The sequence below is a fragment of the Micromonospora sp. NPDC051300 genome, assembly GCF_044455315.1.
Classification (GTDB): Bacteria; Actinomycetota; Actinomycetes; order Mycobacteriales; family Micromonosporaceae; genus Micromonospora; species Micromonospora robiginosa.
This window is the reverse complement of record NZ_JBITEP010000046.1, coordinates 1-13520: the sequence shown is the minus strand read 5'-3', so window position 1 is coordinate 13520 and position 13520 is coordinate 1. Positions and strand designations below refer to the sequence as shown.

Here is a 13520-nt window from a genome sequence, read left to right as displayed (position 1 = left end):
GCACCTTCATGCGATATGACTGCTGGTCATAATTATGACTCACCGTCATAGCGCGCTCAGTGACACATCTCTTTCCGCGGCGACACGCCCGAGCGGTCGAGAGACCGTCGGGGCACCAGGTCGGTCGATGTGACGCGGGTCGCCCCCGGCGGGACCTCGGCAGACGACAGCCACGCCTAGCGTCGGTGGCATGACCTTCGTCGACGGCGACGTGGTGCCGGTCCGGCGCGGATGAGGCTCGGCCCGCCGCCCGGCCCGCTGCGCACCCTGGCCCTCGCCACGCTTGCCAACACCGTCGGCACCGGGCTCTGGCTGGCCGGCGGCGCGCTCTACCTGACCCGCGACGTCGGCCTCTCCCCCGCGTCGGTGGGTGCCGGGCTGACCGTCGCCGGGCTGGTCGGGCTCACCGCGAGCGTGCCGCTGGGCGGGCTGGCGGACCGGTGGGACCCGCGTACGCTGCGTGCCGTCCTCCAGGTGGCCCAGGCGCTCGCCGCGGCGGCGTACCTGCTTGTCGACTCGCTCGCGACGTTCCTGGTGGTGGCGGTGCCGGAGGCGCTGCTGGTCGCCGGCAACCTGGCGGTACGGGCGGCGCTGGTGGCCGCGGTCGGCGGCCCGACCGGCCGGGTGCACGCGTTCGCCACCCTGCGTGCGGTGGCGAACCTGGGCATCAGCGTCGGCACCGCGCTGGCCGGGTTCGCGCTGGCGGTGGACGCCCACCCGGCGTACCAGGTGCTCGTGGTCGGCAACGCGGTCACCTATCTGGTCTCGGCGGCGCTGCTGCTGCGGTTGCCGGCGCAGGCGCCCGGCGGCGCCCCGCGACGCGCGGGCGGCGTGACGCGCCGGGTCGGTCCGCTGCGGGACGGCCGGTTTTTGGCGGTCAGCGGCGCGTCGGCGGTGCTCGGCACGCACGTGACAGTGCTGGTGCTTGTGGTGCCGCTGTGGACGGTCGGCCGGGCCGGCGCGCCACCGCCGGTGGTGTCGGCGGTGCTGCTCGCCAACACGGTGCTCACCGTGCCGCTGGCGGTACGGCTGAGCCGGGGCGCGGACACCGCCGCCCCGGCCGCGGCCAAGCTGCGCCGGGCCGGGCTGGTGCTGGCCGCCGCGACCCCGCTGTACGCGGTGACCGCCGGGTTGCCGGTGCTCCCGGCGGTGGTGCTGCTGCTGACGGCCACGGTGGTGTGGACGGTGGGCGACCTGTGGCACGGGGCGGCCGGCGCGGGGCTCGCCTACGACCTGGCCCCGCCGGGCGCGATCGGCGCCTACCAGGGGGCGGACGGGTTGCTCGCCGGGCTGGCCCAGGCGCTCGGCCGGGGCCCGCTCACGCTGCTGGTGCTGGGCGGCGGAGTGGCCGGCTGGCTGGTGCTCGGCGGGCTGTACGCGGTCGTCGGGCTGGCCGCCCCGACGCTGGCCCGCAGCGCGGTGGCGAGCCGGCCGGTGGCCGCCCCGGAGCCGACCGGCACCGGGCGGCCCGTCGCACCCGGATAGCAGGATGACGGCATGACCGAACGGGGAGACATCACCATCCGGCCGGGCGGGCCGGCGGACGCGCCGATCGTGCTGCGGTTGTTCGACAGCGCCATCGCCTGGCTGACCGAACGCGGCCGGCCCGAGCAGTGGGGCACGGACGCGGCCTCGACCGATCCGCGCCGGATCGACCAGGCCGAGGGCTACGCCCACGGCGACGGCCTGTGGTTCGCCGAGATCGACGGCACCGTGGTCGGCGCGCTGGTGGTCGGCGCGGCGACGGAATACGTGCCGCCGGCCACCGAGCCCGAGATGTACGTGAACCTGCTGGTCACGGACCGGGCCTACCCGGGCCGAGGAGTAGGCGCGCGGCTGCTGGCGCACGCGGCGGACCTGGCCCGGGAACGCGGCCTGGGCCTGCTGCGGGTGGACTGCTTCCGCAGCCCGGACCGGGCGCTGGTGCGCTTCTACGAGGGTTGCGGCTTCACCGCCACCGACCCGTTCACGGTGATCCGGCCGGGTCGGCCGCCGTGGCCGGGGCAGGTGCTGGCGCGCCGGCTCGACTGAGTCAGCCGATCTCCTCGTCCACGAAGCACCACCGCCACGACTCCCCCGGCTCGATCGAGCGCATCACCGGGTGCCCGGCCGACTCGAAGTGCTTGCTGGCGTGTTGGTAGGGCGAGGAGTCGCAGCAGCCCACGTGCCCGCAGGCCAGGCAGGCGCGCAGGTGCACCCAGTCCCGGTTGCCGACCGCCACGCAGTCCGGGCACTCGGTGGTGGTGACCGGCTCGGCGTCGCCCGGGCCGGTCAGGTGCTGACAGCTCATTCGGAAACCTCCTGTCGTAGCAGGGACTCCTCCAGGTCCAGATCACGGTAGGCGCGGGTGAGCACCTCCTCCGGGATCTGGCCGGAGTCGCGGGCGGCCCGGAACACCTCCCGCTCGGCGTCGATCATCTCCTGTCGCAGCCGCGCGTACGCCTGGGAGGGGGTCTCCCGGTCGGTGCCGCCGAGCCGTTCCCAGGCCATGTTGGACCGGGACGTGGTCAACCCGCGCAGCCGCTCCACCACCGCCGGCGGCGCGTCGTCGGCCATCGCGTCGAGCCGTTCCAGGGCGGCCCGGCTGGCCCGCTGCTGCACGCCGGCGGCGGAGAGCGCGTCCTGCACCGGGTCGTCGGGGGGCAGTCGCAGCCGCCGGGCCAGCCAGGGCAGCGTGGCGCCCTGCCCGACCAGGGTCGCCACGATCACCGCGAAGGCCAGCCAGATGAGCAGCGCGCGCGGGTAGGGCCGGTCCTCGGCGAGGGTGAGCGGCAGGCCCAGCGCGGCGGCGAGCGTGACCACGCCGCGCATGCCCGCCCAGCCGATGACGATGGGGAACTGCACCGGCGAGGCGGGGTCACGCTGCCGCACCCGGGGCACCAGCCGGGCCAGGTAGGTGGCCGGGAAGAGCCAGACGAACCGGGACAGGAAGACGGCGGCCAGCACCCCGGCGGTGATCGCGGCGAGCGAGCCGAACGGCTCGTCGAGGTCGCGCAGCACCTCGGGCAGTTGCAGGCCGACCAGCAGGAACACCAGCCCCTCCAGGAGGAACTGGATCAACCGCCAGAACGCGGTCACCTGGAGGCGGGACGCGGCCGACATGAGCATCGGCAGTTTGTGCCCGATGCCGAGCCCGGTCACCACCACCGCGACCACGCCGGAGGCGTGGATCTCCTCGGCGGCGTACACCACGGCGAACGGGACGATCAGCGACAGCGCGTTGTCCAGCACCGGGTCGGTGACGCGCTTGTGCAGGTAGCCGAAGACCACGACGCCGAGCAGCCCGACCAGGATGCCGCCGCCGGTGGCCACCAGCACCTCCCAGGCCACGTAGCCGACGCCGACCCCGCCGGTGCTGGCGGTGGCCGCCACGATCGCCACCCGCAGCAGCACCAGCGCGGTGGCGTCGTTGACCAGGCTCTCGCCCTCCAGGATGGTGACCACCCGTCGGGGCAGCCCGACCCGACGGGCCACCGCGGTGGCGGCGACCGCGTCGGGCGGCGCCACCACCGCGCCCAGCGCCAGGCAGATCGCGTACGGCAGGTCGGGCAGGAACAGGTGCACGACGGTGCCCACCACGAACGCGGTGAAGATCACCAACCCGACGGCGAGCAGCAGGATCGGCCGCAGGTTGAGCCGGAACGCCGGCACCGAGGTGTTCACCGCCGCCACGTAGAGCAGCGGCGGCAGGATGCCGACGAGCACCAGGTCCGGTTCGAGCCGCACGTGCGGGAAGAACGGCAGGAAGGACAGCGCGAGGCCGAGCACGACGAGCAGGATCGGGGCGAGCAACCCGAGCCGGCGGGCCAGCGCCGCGCCGAACGTGGCGATCGCCAGGATCACCACGACCTCGAACAGAGCTTCCATGGGGTAGGAGCCTAGGCGTCCCCGGGTCCGCCCGTGATCACGCGGTCGGCCGCACCTTCGGCAGCACCTCGGCGCCGAACGCGTCCAGGAACGCGCGCTGTTCCTGCCCGACATGGTGCAGGGCGATCTGGTCGAAGCCCAGCTCCACGTATTCCTCCAGCCAGCCGACGTGTCGGCCCGGGTCGGCGGAGACGTTGACGGCGTCGGTGACCTTCGACATCGGCACGTCCGCGCTGGCCACGTCGAAGTGCTCGGCGGTCTCCAGGTCCCAGCAGACCGGCGGGGCGAAGACGTTGCTGCGCCACTGCTCGTAGGCGATCGCCTCGGCCTCGGCCTGCTCGGGCGCCCAGCTCACGTGCACCTGGAGGTGCAGCGGCCCGCGGCCCCCGGCGTCCCGGTAGGCGTCGATCATCTGCCGGAGGTGCTCGACCGGCGCGTTGACCGTGATCAGCCCGTCGGCCCACTCGGCGCACCAGCGGGCGGTGGCGACGCTCACCGCGGCGCCGACCAGGGCCGGCGGCTCCTCCGGGCGGGTCCACAGCTTCGCCCGGTCCACGGTGACCAGGCCGTCGTGGCTGACCTCCTCGCCGGCCAGCAGCGCGCGGATCACGTCGACGCACTCGCGCAGCCGGGCGTTGCGCAGCTCCTTGCGCGGCCAGACGTCGCCGGTGATGTGCTCGTTGCTCGCCTCGCCGGTGCCCAGCGCGGCCCAGAACCGACCCGGGTACATGGCGCCGAGCGTGCCGATGGCCTGCGCGATGATCGCCGGGTGGTAGCGCTGGCCGGGCGCGTTGACCACGCCGAAGGAGAGGTTGGTGGCCTGGAGCGCGGCGCCCAGCCAGGACCAGGCGAACCCGGACTGGCCCTGCCGCTCGCTCCACGGCGAGAAGTGGTCGGAGCACATGGCCGCGTCGAAGCCGGCCCGTTCGGCGTGGATCACCGCCTCCAGCAGCTTGGCCGGGTGGATCTGCTCGTGGGATGCGTGGAAGCCGAACGCCGTCATGGGCAGCACTCCTACCCATGCCGGCGTCCGGCCAACCTCACCTCACTCGGCGTGCGCGCCGGCGCCCGCGCCGGCCTCACCCTCGCCGATCCACACCGTCTTGGTGTTGCAGAACTCGCGCATGCCCAGGGCGGACAGCTCGCGGCCGTACCCGGAGTTCTTCACGCCGCCGAACGGCAGCTCCGGATAGGACGTGGTCATGCCGTTGACGAACACGTTGCCGGCGTCCAGGTCGACCGCGAAGCGCTCCTGCTCGGCCGGGTCGGTGGTCCAGGCGTTGGAGCCGAGGCCGAAGCTGGTGCCGTTGGCCACCTCGATCGCCTCGTCGTACGAGCCGACCCGGTAGAGACCGGCGACCGGGCCGAACACCTCCTCACCCCACATCCGCATCTCCGGGCGCAGGTCGGTGACCACTGTCGGCGGGTAGAACCAGCCGTCCCCGGTCGGCTTCTCGCCGCCGCAGAGCACCGTCGCGCCCTGCTCGACGGCGTCGGTCACCTGGTCGTGCACCTCGTCCCGGCCGCGCTCACTGGCCAGCGGGCCGACGTCGGTGTTCTCGTCCATCGGGTCGCCGACCCGCAGCGCCGACATCCGGGCGGCGAACTTCTCGGCGAACGCGTCGAAGACGTCGGTGTGCACGATGAACCGCTTCGCGGCGATGCAGGACTGGCCGTTGTTCTGGCAGCGGGCGGTGGTGGCCACCTCGGCGGCCTTGTCCAGGTCGGCCGAGGGCATCACCACGAACGGGTCGCTGCCGCCCAGCTCCAGCACGGTCTTCTTGATCTCCCGGCCGGCGATCTCGGCGATGGAGCGGCCGGCGGGCTCGCTGCCGGTGAGCGTGGCCGCCCGGACCCGCGGGTCGGTGAGCACCCGCTCGATCGCGTCGGAGCCGACCAGCAGCGTGGTGAACGCGCCCTCCGGGAATCCGGCGCGGCGGAACACGTCCTCCAGGTAGAGCGCGGTCTGCGGCACGTTGGAGGCGTGCTTGAGCAGGCCGGTGTTACCGGCCATCAGGGCCGGCGCGGCGAAGCGCATCACCTGCCACAGCGGGAAGTTCCACGGCATCACCGCGAGGACCGGGCCGATCGGCTGGTAGCGGACGTACGCCCGCTTCGCCTTCACCGCGGCGGCGTCGGCGGGCTCGTCGGCGAGCATCTCCGGCGCCTTCGCCGCATAGAAGCGGCAGGCGGTGGCGCACTTGGTGACCTCCGCCTTCGCGGCGGCGAACGTCTTGCCCATCTCGGTGGTCATCAGCCGGGCAGTCTCGTCCCGCTCGGCGTCGAGCAGGTCGGCGGCGGCGGTGAGCCAGCGGGCCCGCTGCGCGATGGTGGTGTCCCGCAACTGCCGGAACGCGAGGTGGGCCCGCTCGATCGCGGCGTCGATCTGCTCGTCCGACATCGCGTCGTACGTCTTGAGCACCTGTCCGGTGGCGGGATTGGTGGTGGCGATGGGCATGTCGTACTCCTGTCACTCGAACAGCGAGTGCCGCACGCCCGGCTCCTCCCGGCGGCGGGCGGCGCGACGGCGCTGGATGACGACCAGATCGACCACGGCCACCACGGCGAGGACCGCGCAGACGACGCCCAGCCAGGCCAGGTCGGCGGCGAACGCGAACGCCGCGAGGACGGCCATCACGACCAGGCCGAACAGCGCCAGCGCGAGGCGCAGGTTGAGCGCGCTGTTCGCGTGGCCGACCGTGCCTCGGGCGCGGCGGGGCTGTGATCGGGTCATTCCTCCCGGCTACCCCGGCACCGGCGGGACTAACCGGTGGCCTCCGCCGCGCCGGTGATCCCGGACACGGAACGGGTACGCGGCGGATGCGATCACCGGGTGGCCGCGTTGGATCGTGCTGCCGGCCGAGGCGGAGATCCCGCGGCGGTGGAGAGGATGGCATGACCACGATGCAGGCGGGGCCCGTCACCGTCGCCGTGTCCCGGCGCGCCGATCCGGCGCGTACCGGAGAGATGGTGGCGTGGATGCGGGCCGGGACGGCGCTCGCGGAGAGCTTCCCCGGGTTCCTGGGCGCCGGCTTCGTCCGCAGCGCGCCCGGTTCCGGGGAGTGGCACGTGATGTACCGCTTCGCCGACGCGGACACGCTGCACGGCTGGGAGGACTCGCCGCAGCGGCACTGGTGGCTGAGTTCGGCGCAGGGCATCGTGGAGCACACCCGGGTGGAGCGCCGTACCGGCATCGAGGGCTGGTTCGACGCCCCGGTGGACCACGTGGTGGAGACGTTCGGCGAGCCCGAGCCCGCCGCCGCGGTCGCGCCGCCGCGCTGGAAGCAGGCGGTCACCATCTGGCTGGCGTTCTTCCCGCTGAGCCTCACCGCCACGCTGCTGACCGCCCGGTTCGCCGCCGGCGTGCCGCTGGCCGGCCGGACGCTGCTGATGACGCTTGTCCTCACCCCGCTGATGACCTATCTGGTGCTGCCCCGGATCACCCGGGCGCTGCACTGGTGGCTGCACGGCCAGCCAGCCCCCTGGCGACGCTGACCACCGCTCGTCGCACACGAATGTGAACGACAGGAGTCGATGCCGGAAAGGCGACAGACCTCCCGTACCGACGGTCGAGGCGCATAGGGTCGATCCGCCCTTGCGTGCCGCCGGACGGAGGACCGCATGCCGCGACGGTGGATCGCCGCGCTCGCCTGCCTCGCCGCGCTCGTCGCGCTCGCCTGCGACGGCTCCGGCTCGGCGTCGCCCCGCCCCACCGAGTCGACCCGCCCCGGCGCGCCCCGGGTGCTGACCGCGCTCGGCGACTCGGTCAGCACCGGCTTCGGCTCCTGCCTGGTGCTGGTGAGCTGCGAGCGCAACTCCTGGTCGACCGGGGACAGCCTGCGGGTGGAGAGCCTCTACCGGCGGCTGCGCGCGGACACGCCGGCGCTGCGCGCCGACAACCGGGCGGTGCCCGGCGCCCGCGCGGCAGGTCTCGCCGACCAGGCCCGGGCCGCGGTACGCGACAAGGCCGACCTGGTCACCGTGCTGATCGGGGCGAACGACGTGTGCCGCGACGACGTCGACGCGATGACGCCTGTCGCCACGTTCCGCGACCAGGTCGACGCCGCGCTCGCCGTGCTGCGCAAGGGCCGGCCGAAGGCCCGGGTGCTGGTGGTCAGCATCCCGGACCTGCACCGGCTCTGGGAGATCGGGCACACCGAGTCGCGCGCCGTGCGGGCCTGGAAGCGGGGTGTCTGCCCGGCGCTGCTCGCCGACGCCACGTCGACAGCGCCCGCCGCGACGGCCCGCCGGGCCCGCGTCAGGGACCGGATCGAGGCGTACGACGACCAGCTCCGCGCCGCCTGCCGGGGATACGGGTCGCGCTGCCGCTGGGACGGCGGGGCGGTGCACCGGCACCGGTTCAGCCTGGACCAGGTGAACGCGCTGGACTGGTTCCACCCCAACGCGGCAGGTCAGGGCCGGCTGGCCGAGGTGGCCTGGAACGCGTCCGGCTGGGGGCGCGACTGAACCGGGCCGGTCCCGACGGGCCGGAGCCCGGTCAGGGCCGGCGCGGGCCGGGAAGCTGCCGGGGGCCGGCGGCGCGGTAGAGCGCGCGGGCCCGGTCGGCCAGCTCCTTGGTGGCCGAGGAGTTGGCCCAGGTGCCGAGGATGATCGCGGCGCCGGGGACGACCTTGGCGAACATCCGCTTGGCGGCGCGCACCCCGGCCATCCGGGCCAGCCGCACCCCGAGCTGGAGCATCACCCGGCCCAGCGCCCGGTCACCGGCGGAGCCGAACAGCGCGCCGGCGCGTTCCCGGCCGGCGGCCACGCCGAGTGCCAACCGGGCCGTCTCGGCGGCCTTGTGCACCCGCTGGAGCACCAGCAGGTCGGTGGCCCGGTCGGGGCTCGTCGGGTCGGCGCCGTAGGCGGCCGCCACGTGCAGCACCAGCCGGGCCTGGGTCCAGGCCAGCACGCCCACGTCGATCACCGCGCCGGGCAGCCCGGCGGCTCCGGAGACCGCGCCGGAGAGCCGGGCGTGGTTGACGAACTTGCGGACCGCCTGGTCGGCCAACTGCTCGGGCGGCGCGTCCGGACGCTGCGCCCGTTCCCGGGACGCCCACTGCGCGGCCTCCGGGCCGAGCCGGCGCACCGCCTCCAGGGCGAGGTGCTCCGGCGCGTACTGCGGGTCCTCCCGCATCCGGTCCCAGAGGGTGGCCGGGGGCCCTTCGGGCGCCTCGACCGGCGGGACCGGGGTGGCGGGAACGGTGGGTTCCCCGTCGACGGGGGCGGGGTCGGTCACGGGACGCTCCGGGGGTCGCGCGGTGGGGGTGGGTGGGTCGGTCAGCGGCGGCGCGTCGAGGACAGGCGGTTGGCGAGCTGCCGCAACCGCGCCTGGTTCTGCGGCTTGGCCATCTCGCGCCGACCCCGGTCGACCAACTGCTGGCCGCGCGGCGACCGCAGGAAGGTGGTGATCCGTTGCATCAGCGACATGGCGTCCTCCAGTCCGCGGTTCCCATCATGTGTACCTGGAACCGGCAAGTCCCTGGTACCCGAACCGGCGTTCCGGCAACCGTCCACTCTCCTCAGCCGAGGATCTCGGCCACCACCTGCCCCGCGTTCCACTCGTGTTGCGCGTACGCGTCGGGGAACGCCGAGATCTGCACCGCCTGGGCGGCGACCGACAGCGGCAGGTCCTGCCAGCCGGGGATCTCCTCCAGCGCGGACAGGAACGCCCTGGTCGCGTACTCCGGGTCCATCAGCTCCTCGACGGTGCCCCAGCCGCTGCTCGGGCGCTGCTGGAACAGCCCGACCGAGTCGTGGTCCCAGCCGACGGCCTGGTGCGGGTAGTTCTGCGACTCGGGCAGCACGCCGCTGGCGTAGTTGAGCAGGGTGCTCTCCTGCATCGCGGTGGCCACCGCGATGACCAGCCCGCGGCGCGGCACGCCCATCTCCTTGCCGGCCCGGACGATCTTCACCGCGTTGTCCATCTGGACGCGGTCCAGGCCGGCGACCGGGACGATCCGGCGGGGCTTCGGCTTGGGCTTGGGCTTGGGCTTGGGCTTCGCCTTCGGCGTGGCGGTCGGGGACGGGGCGGCGCTGGGGGTGGTCGGGGCGGTGCTCGGCCGGGCCAGGCTGCGCGAGGCGGCGTCGAGCGCCGCCCGCTCGGCGACCTCCGCCGCGGGCGCCGGCCGGGTGGCGCGGTCGGCCGCGCCGAAGCCGACTTGGCTGACGCCGACCAGCCCGAGGCAGCAGGCCGCGCCGGTGGCGACCACCAGCCTGGTACGGCGGTTCACCGCACCCCGCAGGCGGGTACGCCCGGTTCCGGCGCCCTGGGGCGCGGAAGCGGTTGTCCGGTCGATGGCGGGGGTATCGTCTGACCGTTCGGTTGAGGGGGATTCGTCCGAACGGTCACTCGGGCGGGCGGAGCCGTTCGAGTCGTCGAGGGTGCCGTCGTCACGCATCCGACGAGGCTAGGCAGGGCAAACCGGGATCACCCAGGCCCAAAGGGTGGCCCTCGCCACACTTCGTCCCATCTCAGCCGGACATCCCGGGAAGCGTGGGCCCGGCCCGGCACCAACCTCGCGGACCGGGCGAACCTCCGGTACGCCACGCGGCGGGCCCGCCGGGGCAGGATCCTCGCATCCGCTCCCCCCGCCACCGATGATCGACTAACTCGTCCTTTCGGCCGAGCGGGGATGGACCGCGCGACCGGGGTGTGGCCGAACTGTGATCACCATCCGGGCACCGGACGGGTCCGTAACGGAATGGACCACGCCCCCCGGTACGTTTGCCGGGTCGGGGACGCCGTCGCGCGGCGCTCCCCGTACGCGTCGACAGGGAGGACCAACCGGTGCTCGACCCACACGAGCTCTACGAACTCACCGACGAGCTGCCCGGCCTCGGTCAGCCGGTGCTGATCCAGGCGCTCACCGGCTTCGTCGACGCGGGCAGCGCCACCCGGCTGGCCCGGGAGCAGCTGCTCACCTCGCTGGACGCGCGGACGATCGCCCGCTTCGACGTCGACCAGATGTTCGACTACCGCTCCCGCCGGCCGGTGATGACCTTCGTCGAGGACCACTGGGCCGAGTACGACGCCCCGGAACTCGAACTGCACCTGCTGCACGACGACGACGAGACGCCGTTCCTCCTGCTCACCGGCCCCGAGCCGGACCTGCAGTGGGAACGCTTCGTGGCCGCCGTCGCCGGGTTGTCGACCCGCCTCGACGTCCGGCTCACCGTCGGCCTCAACTCCATCCCGATGGCCGTGCCGCACACCCGGCCCAGCGGCGTCACCGCGCACGCCACCCGGCCGGAGCTGATCGCCGGGCACGAACCCTGGCTGCAGAAGGTGCAAGTGCCGGCCAGCGTCGGCCACCTGCTCGAATACCGGCTCGGCGAGCAGGGCCGCGACGCCCTGGGCTTCGCCGCGCACGTCCCGCACTACGTCGCCCAGACCGAATACCCGGCCGCCGCGGAGGCGCTGCTCGCCGCCGTGTCCAAGGGCACCGGCCTGCTGCTGCCGCGCGACGGCCTGCGGACCGCGGCCGAGACCATCCGGGTGGAGATCGACCGCCAGGTGGCCCAGACCGAGGAGGCGGCCACGCTGGTCCGGGCGCTGGAGGAGCAGTACGACGCGTTCGCCCGCGGCCGCGGCGAGAAGAACCTGCTCGCCGCCGAGACCGGCCCGCTGCCCACCGCCGACGAGCTGGGCGCCGAGCTGGAACGCTTCCTCGCCGAGCAGACCCACCCGGGCGACACCCCGGAGCGCTGAGCGGGCGGGGCCGAACCGGATGCGGCAGGCTGGGACCATGCGCCTGGCGACCTGGAACGTCAACTCGGTGAAGGCCCGCCTACCCCGGCTGCTCGACTGGCTGTCCACCACGAGGCCCGACGTCGTCTGCCTCCAGGAGACGAAATGCCCGGACGGGGCGTTCCCCGTCGCCGAGGTGGGCGAGCTGGGCTACGAGGTGGCCAGCCACAGCGACGGCCGGTGGAACGGCGTGGCCGTGCTGTCCCGGGTCGGGCTGGCCGACGTGACGGTCGGCTTCCCCGGCGAACCCGGGTTCCCCGAGCCCGAGGCCCGCGCCATCGCCGCCACCTGCGGCGGGGTCCGGGTCTGGTCGGTGTACGTGCCGAACGGCCGCGCCCCCGACGACCCGCACTACGCCTACAAGCTGGCCTGGTTCGCCGCGCTGCGCGACGCGCTGGAGCCGGAGGTGGCCGCCGGCCTCCCGCTCGCCGTCTGCGGCGACTTCAACGTCGCGCCGACCGACGCCGACGTCTGGGACCCGGCGCTGTTCGCCACCTCCACCCACGTCACGCCGGCCGAACGGGCCGCCCTCGCCGCGCTGCGCGACCTCGGCCTGGCGGACGTGGTGCCCACCCCGATGAAGGGGCCGCACCCGTACACCTACTGGGACTACCGGGCCGGGATGTTCCACCAGAACAAGGGCATGCGGATCGACCTGGTCTACGCCACCGCGCCGCTCGCCGACGCGGTCCGCTCCGCGTACGTCGACCGGGAGGCCCGCAAGGGCAAGGGCCCCTCTGACCACGCCCCGATCGTGGTAGACGCCGACCTGGTGCCGGCCGTCGAGGCGCTCTGAGCCGCCGTAGGGTGGACACATGGCAGTCGTGAAGATCAACGCGATCGACGTCCCGCCCGGCGCCGGCGAGGAGCTGGAGAAGCGGTTCGCCGCCCGGGCCGGCGCGGTGGAGAACTCCCCCGGTTTCCTCGGCTTCGAGCTGCTGCGCCCGGTCGCGGGCGAGACCCGCTACTTCGTCTACACCCGTTGGGAGACGGAGGAGGCCTACCAGGCCTGGGCGCAGGGCCCCTCCCGAGAGGCGCACGCCTCGCCCGACGGCGCCGAACCCCGTAAGCCGGTGGCCACCGGCGCCACCCTCCTGGAGTTCGAGGTGGCCCTCCAGGTCCCCACCCCCATCCCCTGACCCCCCGCCCCACGCCGCCCCAACCCGCCGGCCCACGACGTCGATCATGAAGTTAGCCGCACATATTGTCCGAATTGTCGCCGCCAACTTCATGATCGACCCCGCGAGCGACGCGTCGGTCAGGGCTTCTGCAGCATGATCGAGGCGTAGTGGGCGTAGCGCTACAGGGCCCAGTGTAGCTGGGCGCAGGAGTGCAGGTCACGGCATTGCAGGCACCCGCCGGCCCGCCAGGGCCGATCAGCCGAGCGGGTCCAGTGGGCATTGACGATCCGGTGCGCCGGGCCTGTCCGACACCGCCCCGAACGTCCCCCGAGGGCGTCGCCGCCCGATGCTTACGCCCTGGTCACCCCGGCTACCGGCCTCACCAGCCAAACCCACCCCCGGAGGTCGCCGTGAGCGCAACCGCACTCGCCCTCGCCCTTGCCCTCTCTCCCACGCCCGCACCGAGCGACGATCCCGACCTGCTCGGCGGCGTCGTCGGGGGCGTCACCGGGACCGTTGACGGCGTGCTCGGCACCGTCCCGAAGCTCGCCCCCTCCCCTACCCCTGAGTCGCCCACCGCGTCGGCCCGGATTGCACCCGGGCCACATCCGCGCCTGCCCCCGCGAAGTCGGTAGCGGCCACTACAGCAGGCCGCACGGCCACCCCCGCGAAGCCCGCCGCGCCCGCGGCTAGGGCCTGTCCTGTCGATCATGGAAGCCAGATGACAGCGGCGACGAGGACCAGGCTGGCTCGGTAGAGGGATGCCCGTTTGGCGTAGCGGG

Annotated in this window: 15 protein-coding genes; 7 read left to right on the top strand and 8 right to left on the bottom strand. The window is 73.9% G+C overall.

Annotated features, from left to right (window positions below; all coding sequences use genetic code 11):
- The first annotated feature begins 231 nt into the window (after window positions 1–231).
- Together ACIA5A_RS29510 and ACIA5A_RS29505 are read left to right on the top strand one after the other, a co-directional pair.
- Window positions 232–1485, top strand: coding sequence for an MFS transporter (locus ACIA5A_RS29510; protein WP_396767818.1), 1254 nt, complete (start codon window positions 232–234; stop codon window positions 1483–1485).
- 12 nt (window positions 1486–1497) lie between these two features.
- Window positions 1498–2031, top strand: a complete 534-nt coding sequence (locus ACIA5A_RS29505; RefSeq protein ID WP_396767816.1) for a GNAT family N-acetyltransferase — start codon at window positions 1498–1500, stop codon at window positions 2029–2031.
- Window position 2032: 1 nt separating this feature from the next.
- Here ACIA5A_RS29505 and ACIA5A_RS29500 read toward each other — a convergent pair whose 3' ends face one another.
- Genes ACIA5A_RS29500 through ACIA5A_RS29480 form a run of 5 tightly spaced genes read right to left on the bottom strand, consistent with a single transcriptional unit; the run spans window position 2033 to window position 6601 of the window.
- Window positions 2033–2290, bottom strand: coding sequence for a UBP-type zinc finger domain-containing protein (locus ACIA5A_RS29500; RefSeq protein WP_396767814.1), 258 nt, complete (start codon window positions 2288–2290; stop codon window positions 2033–2035).
- On the bottom strand, window positions 2287–3867 hold the full coding sequence (locus tag ACIA5A_RS29495; RefSeq protein ID WP_396767812.1) for a Na+/H+ antiporter: 1581 nt from the start codon (window positions 3865–3867) through the stop codon (window positions 2287–2289). The genes ACIA5A_RS29500 and ACIA5A_RS29495 overlap by 4 nt, the downstream gene beginning before the upstream one ends.
- 37 nt (window positions 3868–3904) lie before the next feature.
- Window positions 3905–4870, bottom strand: a complete 966-nt coding sequence (locus ACIA5A_RS29490; protein WP_396767810.1) for a TIGR03885 family FMN-dependent LLM class oxidoreductase — start codon at window positions 4868–4870, stop codon at window positions 3905–3907.
- Window positions 4871–4912: 42 nt separating this feature from the next.
- Complete coding sequence (locus ACIA5A_RS29485; protein WP_396767808.1) at window positions 4913–6325, bottom strand: NADP-dependent succinic semialdehyde dehydrogenase; 1413 nt, start codon at window positions 6323–6325, stop codon at window positions 4913–4915.
- A 12-nt stretch (window positions 6326–6337) separates the two neighbouring features.
- Complete coding sequence (locus tag ACIA5A_RS29480) at window positions 6338–6601, bottom strand: DUF6343 family protein (RefSeq protein WP_396767806.1); 264 nt, start codon at window positions 6599–6601, stop codon at window positions 6338–6340.
- 161 nt (window positions 6602–6762) lie between these two features.
- Here ACIA5A_RS29480 and ACIA5A_RS29475 point away from each other — a divergent pair, with 161 nt between their 5' ends.
- Complete coding sequence (locus tag ACIA5A_RS29475) at window positions 6763–7362, top strand: antibiotic biosynthesis monooxygenase (protein WP_396767804.1); 600 nt, start codon at window positions 6763–6765, stop codon at window positions 7360–7362.
- A gap of 126 nt (window positions 7363–7488) precedes the next feature.
- On the top strand, window positions 7489–8334 hold the full coding sequence (locus ACIA5A_RS29470) for a GDSL-type esterase/lipase family protein (RefSeq protein WP_396767802.1): 846 nt from the start codon (window positions 7489–7491) through the stop codon (window positions 8332–8334).
- A 31-nt stretch (window positions 8335–8365) separates the two neighbouring features.
- Here ACIA5A_RS29470 and ACIA5A_RS29465 read toward each other — a convergent pair whose 3' ends face one another.
- The 3 genes from ACIA5A_RS29465 to ACIA5A_RS29455 all read right to left on the bottom strand — a co-directional run bounded on the left by ACIA5A_RS29465 (window position 8366) and on the right by ACIA5A_RS29455 (window position 10268).
- Window positions 8366–9106 carry an EcsC family protein gene (locus ACIA5A_RS29465; protein ID WP_278106642.1) on the bottom strand — a complete coding sequence of 247 codons (741 nt, stop codon included), beginning with the start codon at window positions 9104–9106 and terminating at the stop codon, window positions 8366–8368.
- A gap of 41 nt (window positions 9107–9147) precedes the next feature.
- Entirely contained in the window at window positions 9148–9297 is a 150-nt protein-coding gene (locus ACIA5A_RS29460; RefSeq protein ID WP_396767800.1) for a hypothetical protein, read from the bottom strand.
- Window positions 9298–9389: 92 nt separating this feature from the next.
- A complete protein-coding gene (locus ACIA5A_RS29455; RefSeq protein WP_396767798.1) occupies window positions 9390–10268 on the bottom strand; it encodes a peptidase M23 in 879 nt (292 codons plus the stop codon).
- 389 nt (window positions 10269–10657) lie between these two features.
- Here ACIA5A_RS29455 and ACIA5A_RS29450 point away from each other — a divergent pair, with 389 nt between their 5' ends.
- The 3 genes from ACIA5A_RS29450 to ACIA5A_RS29440 are packed head-to-tail and all read left to right on the top strand — an operon-like array spanning window position 10658 to window position 12756.
- Window positions 10658–11578, top strand: coding sequence for a proteasome assembly chaperone family protein (locus tag ACIA5A_RS29450; protein WP_396767796.1), 921 nt, complete (start codon window positions 10658–10660; stop codon window positions 11576–11578).
- A 37-nt stretch (window positions 11579–11615) separates the two neighbouring features.
- Window positions 11616–12413, top strand: coding sequence for an exodeoxyribonuclease III (locus ACIA5A_RS29445; RefSeq protein WP_396767794.1), 798 nt, complete (start codon window positions 11616–11618; stop codon window positions 12411–12413).
- 19 nt (window positions 12414–12432) lie between these two features.
- The gene (locus tag ACIA5A_RS29440) at window positions 12433–12756 is read left to right on the top strand and encodes an antibiotic biosynthesis monooxygenase family protein (RefSeq protein WP_396767792.1); all 324 of its coding nucleotides are present in this window, start codon (window positions 12433–12435) and stop codon (window positions 12754–12756) included.
- The last annotated feature ends 764 nt before the right edge of the window (window positions 12757–13520 follow it).

Bases quoted from the DNA above. Each gene is read 5' to 3' on its own strand.
- ACIA5A_RS29510 (WP_396767818.1), top strand. From the start codon at position 232: ATGAGGCTCGGCCCGCCGCCCGGCCCGCTGCGCACCCTGGCCCTCGCC.
- ACIA5A_RS29505 (WP_396767816.1), top strand. From the start codon at position 1,498: ATGACCGAACGGGGAGACATCACCATCCGGCCGGGCGGGCCGGCGGAC.
- ACIA5A_RS29500 (WP_396767814.1), bottom strand. From the start codon at position 2,290: ATGAGCTGTCAGCACCTGACCGGCCCGGGCGACGCCGAGCCGGTCACC.
- ACIA5A_RS29495 (WP_396767812.1), bottom strand. From the start codon at position 3,867: ATGGAAGCTCTGTTCGAGGTCGTGGTGATCCTGGCGATCGCCACGTTC.
- ACIA5A_RS29490 (WP_396767810.1), bottom strand. From the start codon at position 4,870: ATGACGGCGTTCGGCTTCCACGCATCCCACGAGCAGATCCACCCGGCC.
- ACIA5A_RS29485 (WP_396767808.1), bottom strand. From the start codon at position 6,325: ATGCCCATCGCCACCACCAATCCCGCCACCGGACAGGTGCTCAAGACG.
- ACIA5A_RS29480 (WP_396767806.1), bottom strand. From the start codon at position 6,601: ATGACCCGATCACAGCCCCGCCGCGCCCGAGGCACGGTCGGCCACGCG.
- ACIA5A_RS29475 (WP_396767804.1), top strand. From the start codon at position 6,763: ATGACCACGATGCAGGCGGGGCCCGTCACCGTCGCCGTGTCCCGGCGC.
- ACIA5A_RS29470 (WP_396767802.1), top strand. From the start codon at position 7,489: ATGCCGCGACGGTGGATCGCCGCGCTCGCCTGCCTCGCCGCGCTCGTC.
- ACIA5A_RS29460 (WP_396767800.1), bottom strand. From the start codon at position 9,297: ATGTCGCTGATGCAACGGATCACCACCTTCCTGCGGTCGCCGCGCGGC.
- ACIA5A_RS29455 (WP_396767798.1), bottom strand. From the start codon at position 10,268: ATGCGTGACGACGGCACCCTCGACGACTCGAACGGCTCCGCCCGCCCG.
- ACIA5A_RS29445 (WP_396767794.1), top strand. From the start codon at position 11,616: ATGCGCCTGGCGACCTGGAACGTCAACTCGGTGAAGGCCCGCCTACCC.
- ACIA5A_RS29440 (WP_396767792.1), top strand. From the start codon at position 12,433: ATGGCAGTCGTGAAGATCAACGCGATCGACGTCCCGCCCGGCGCCGGC.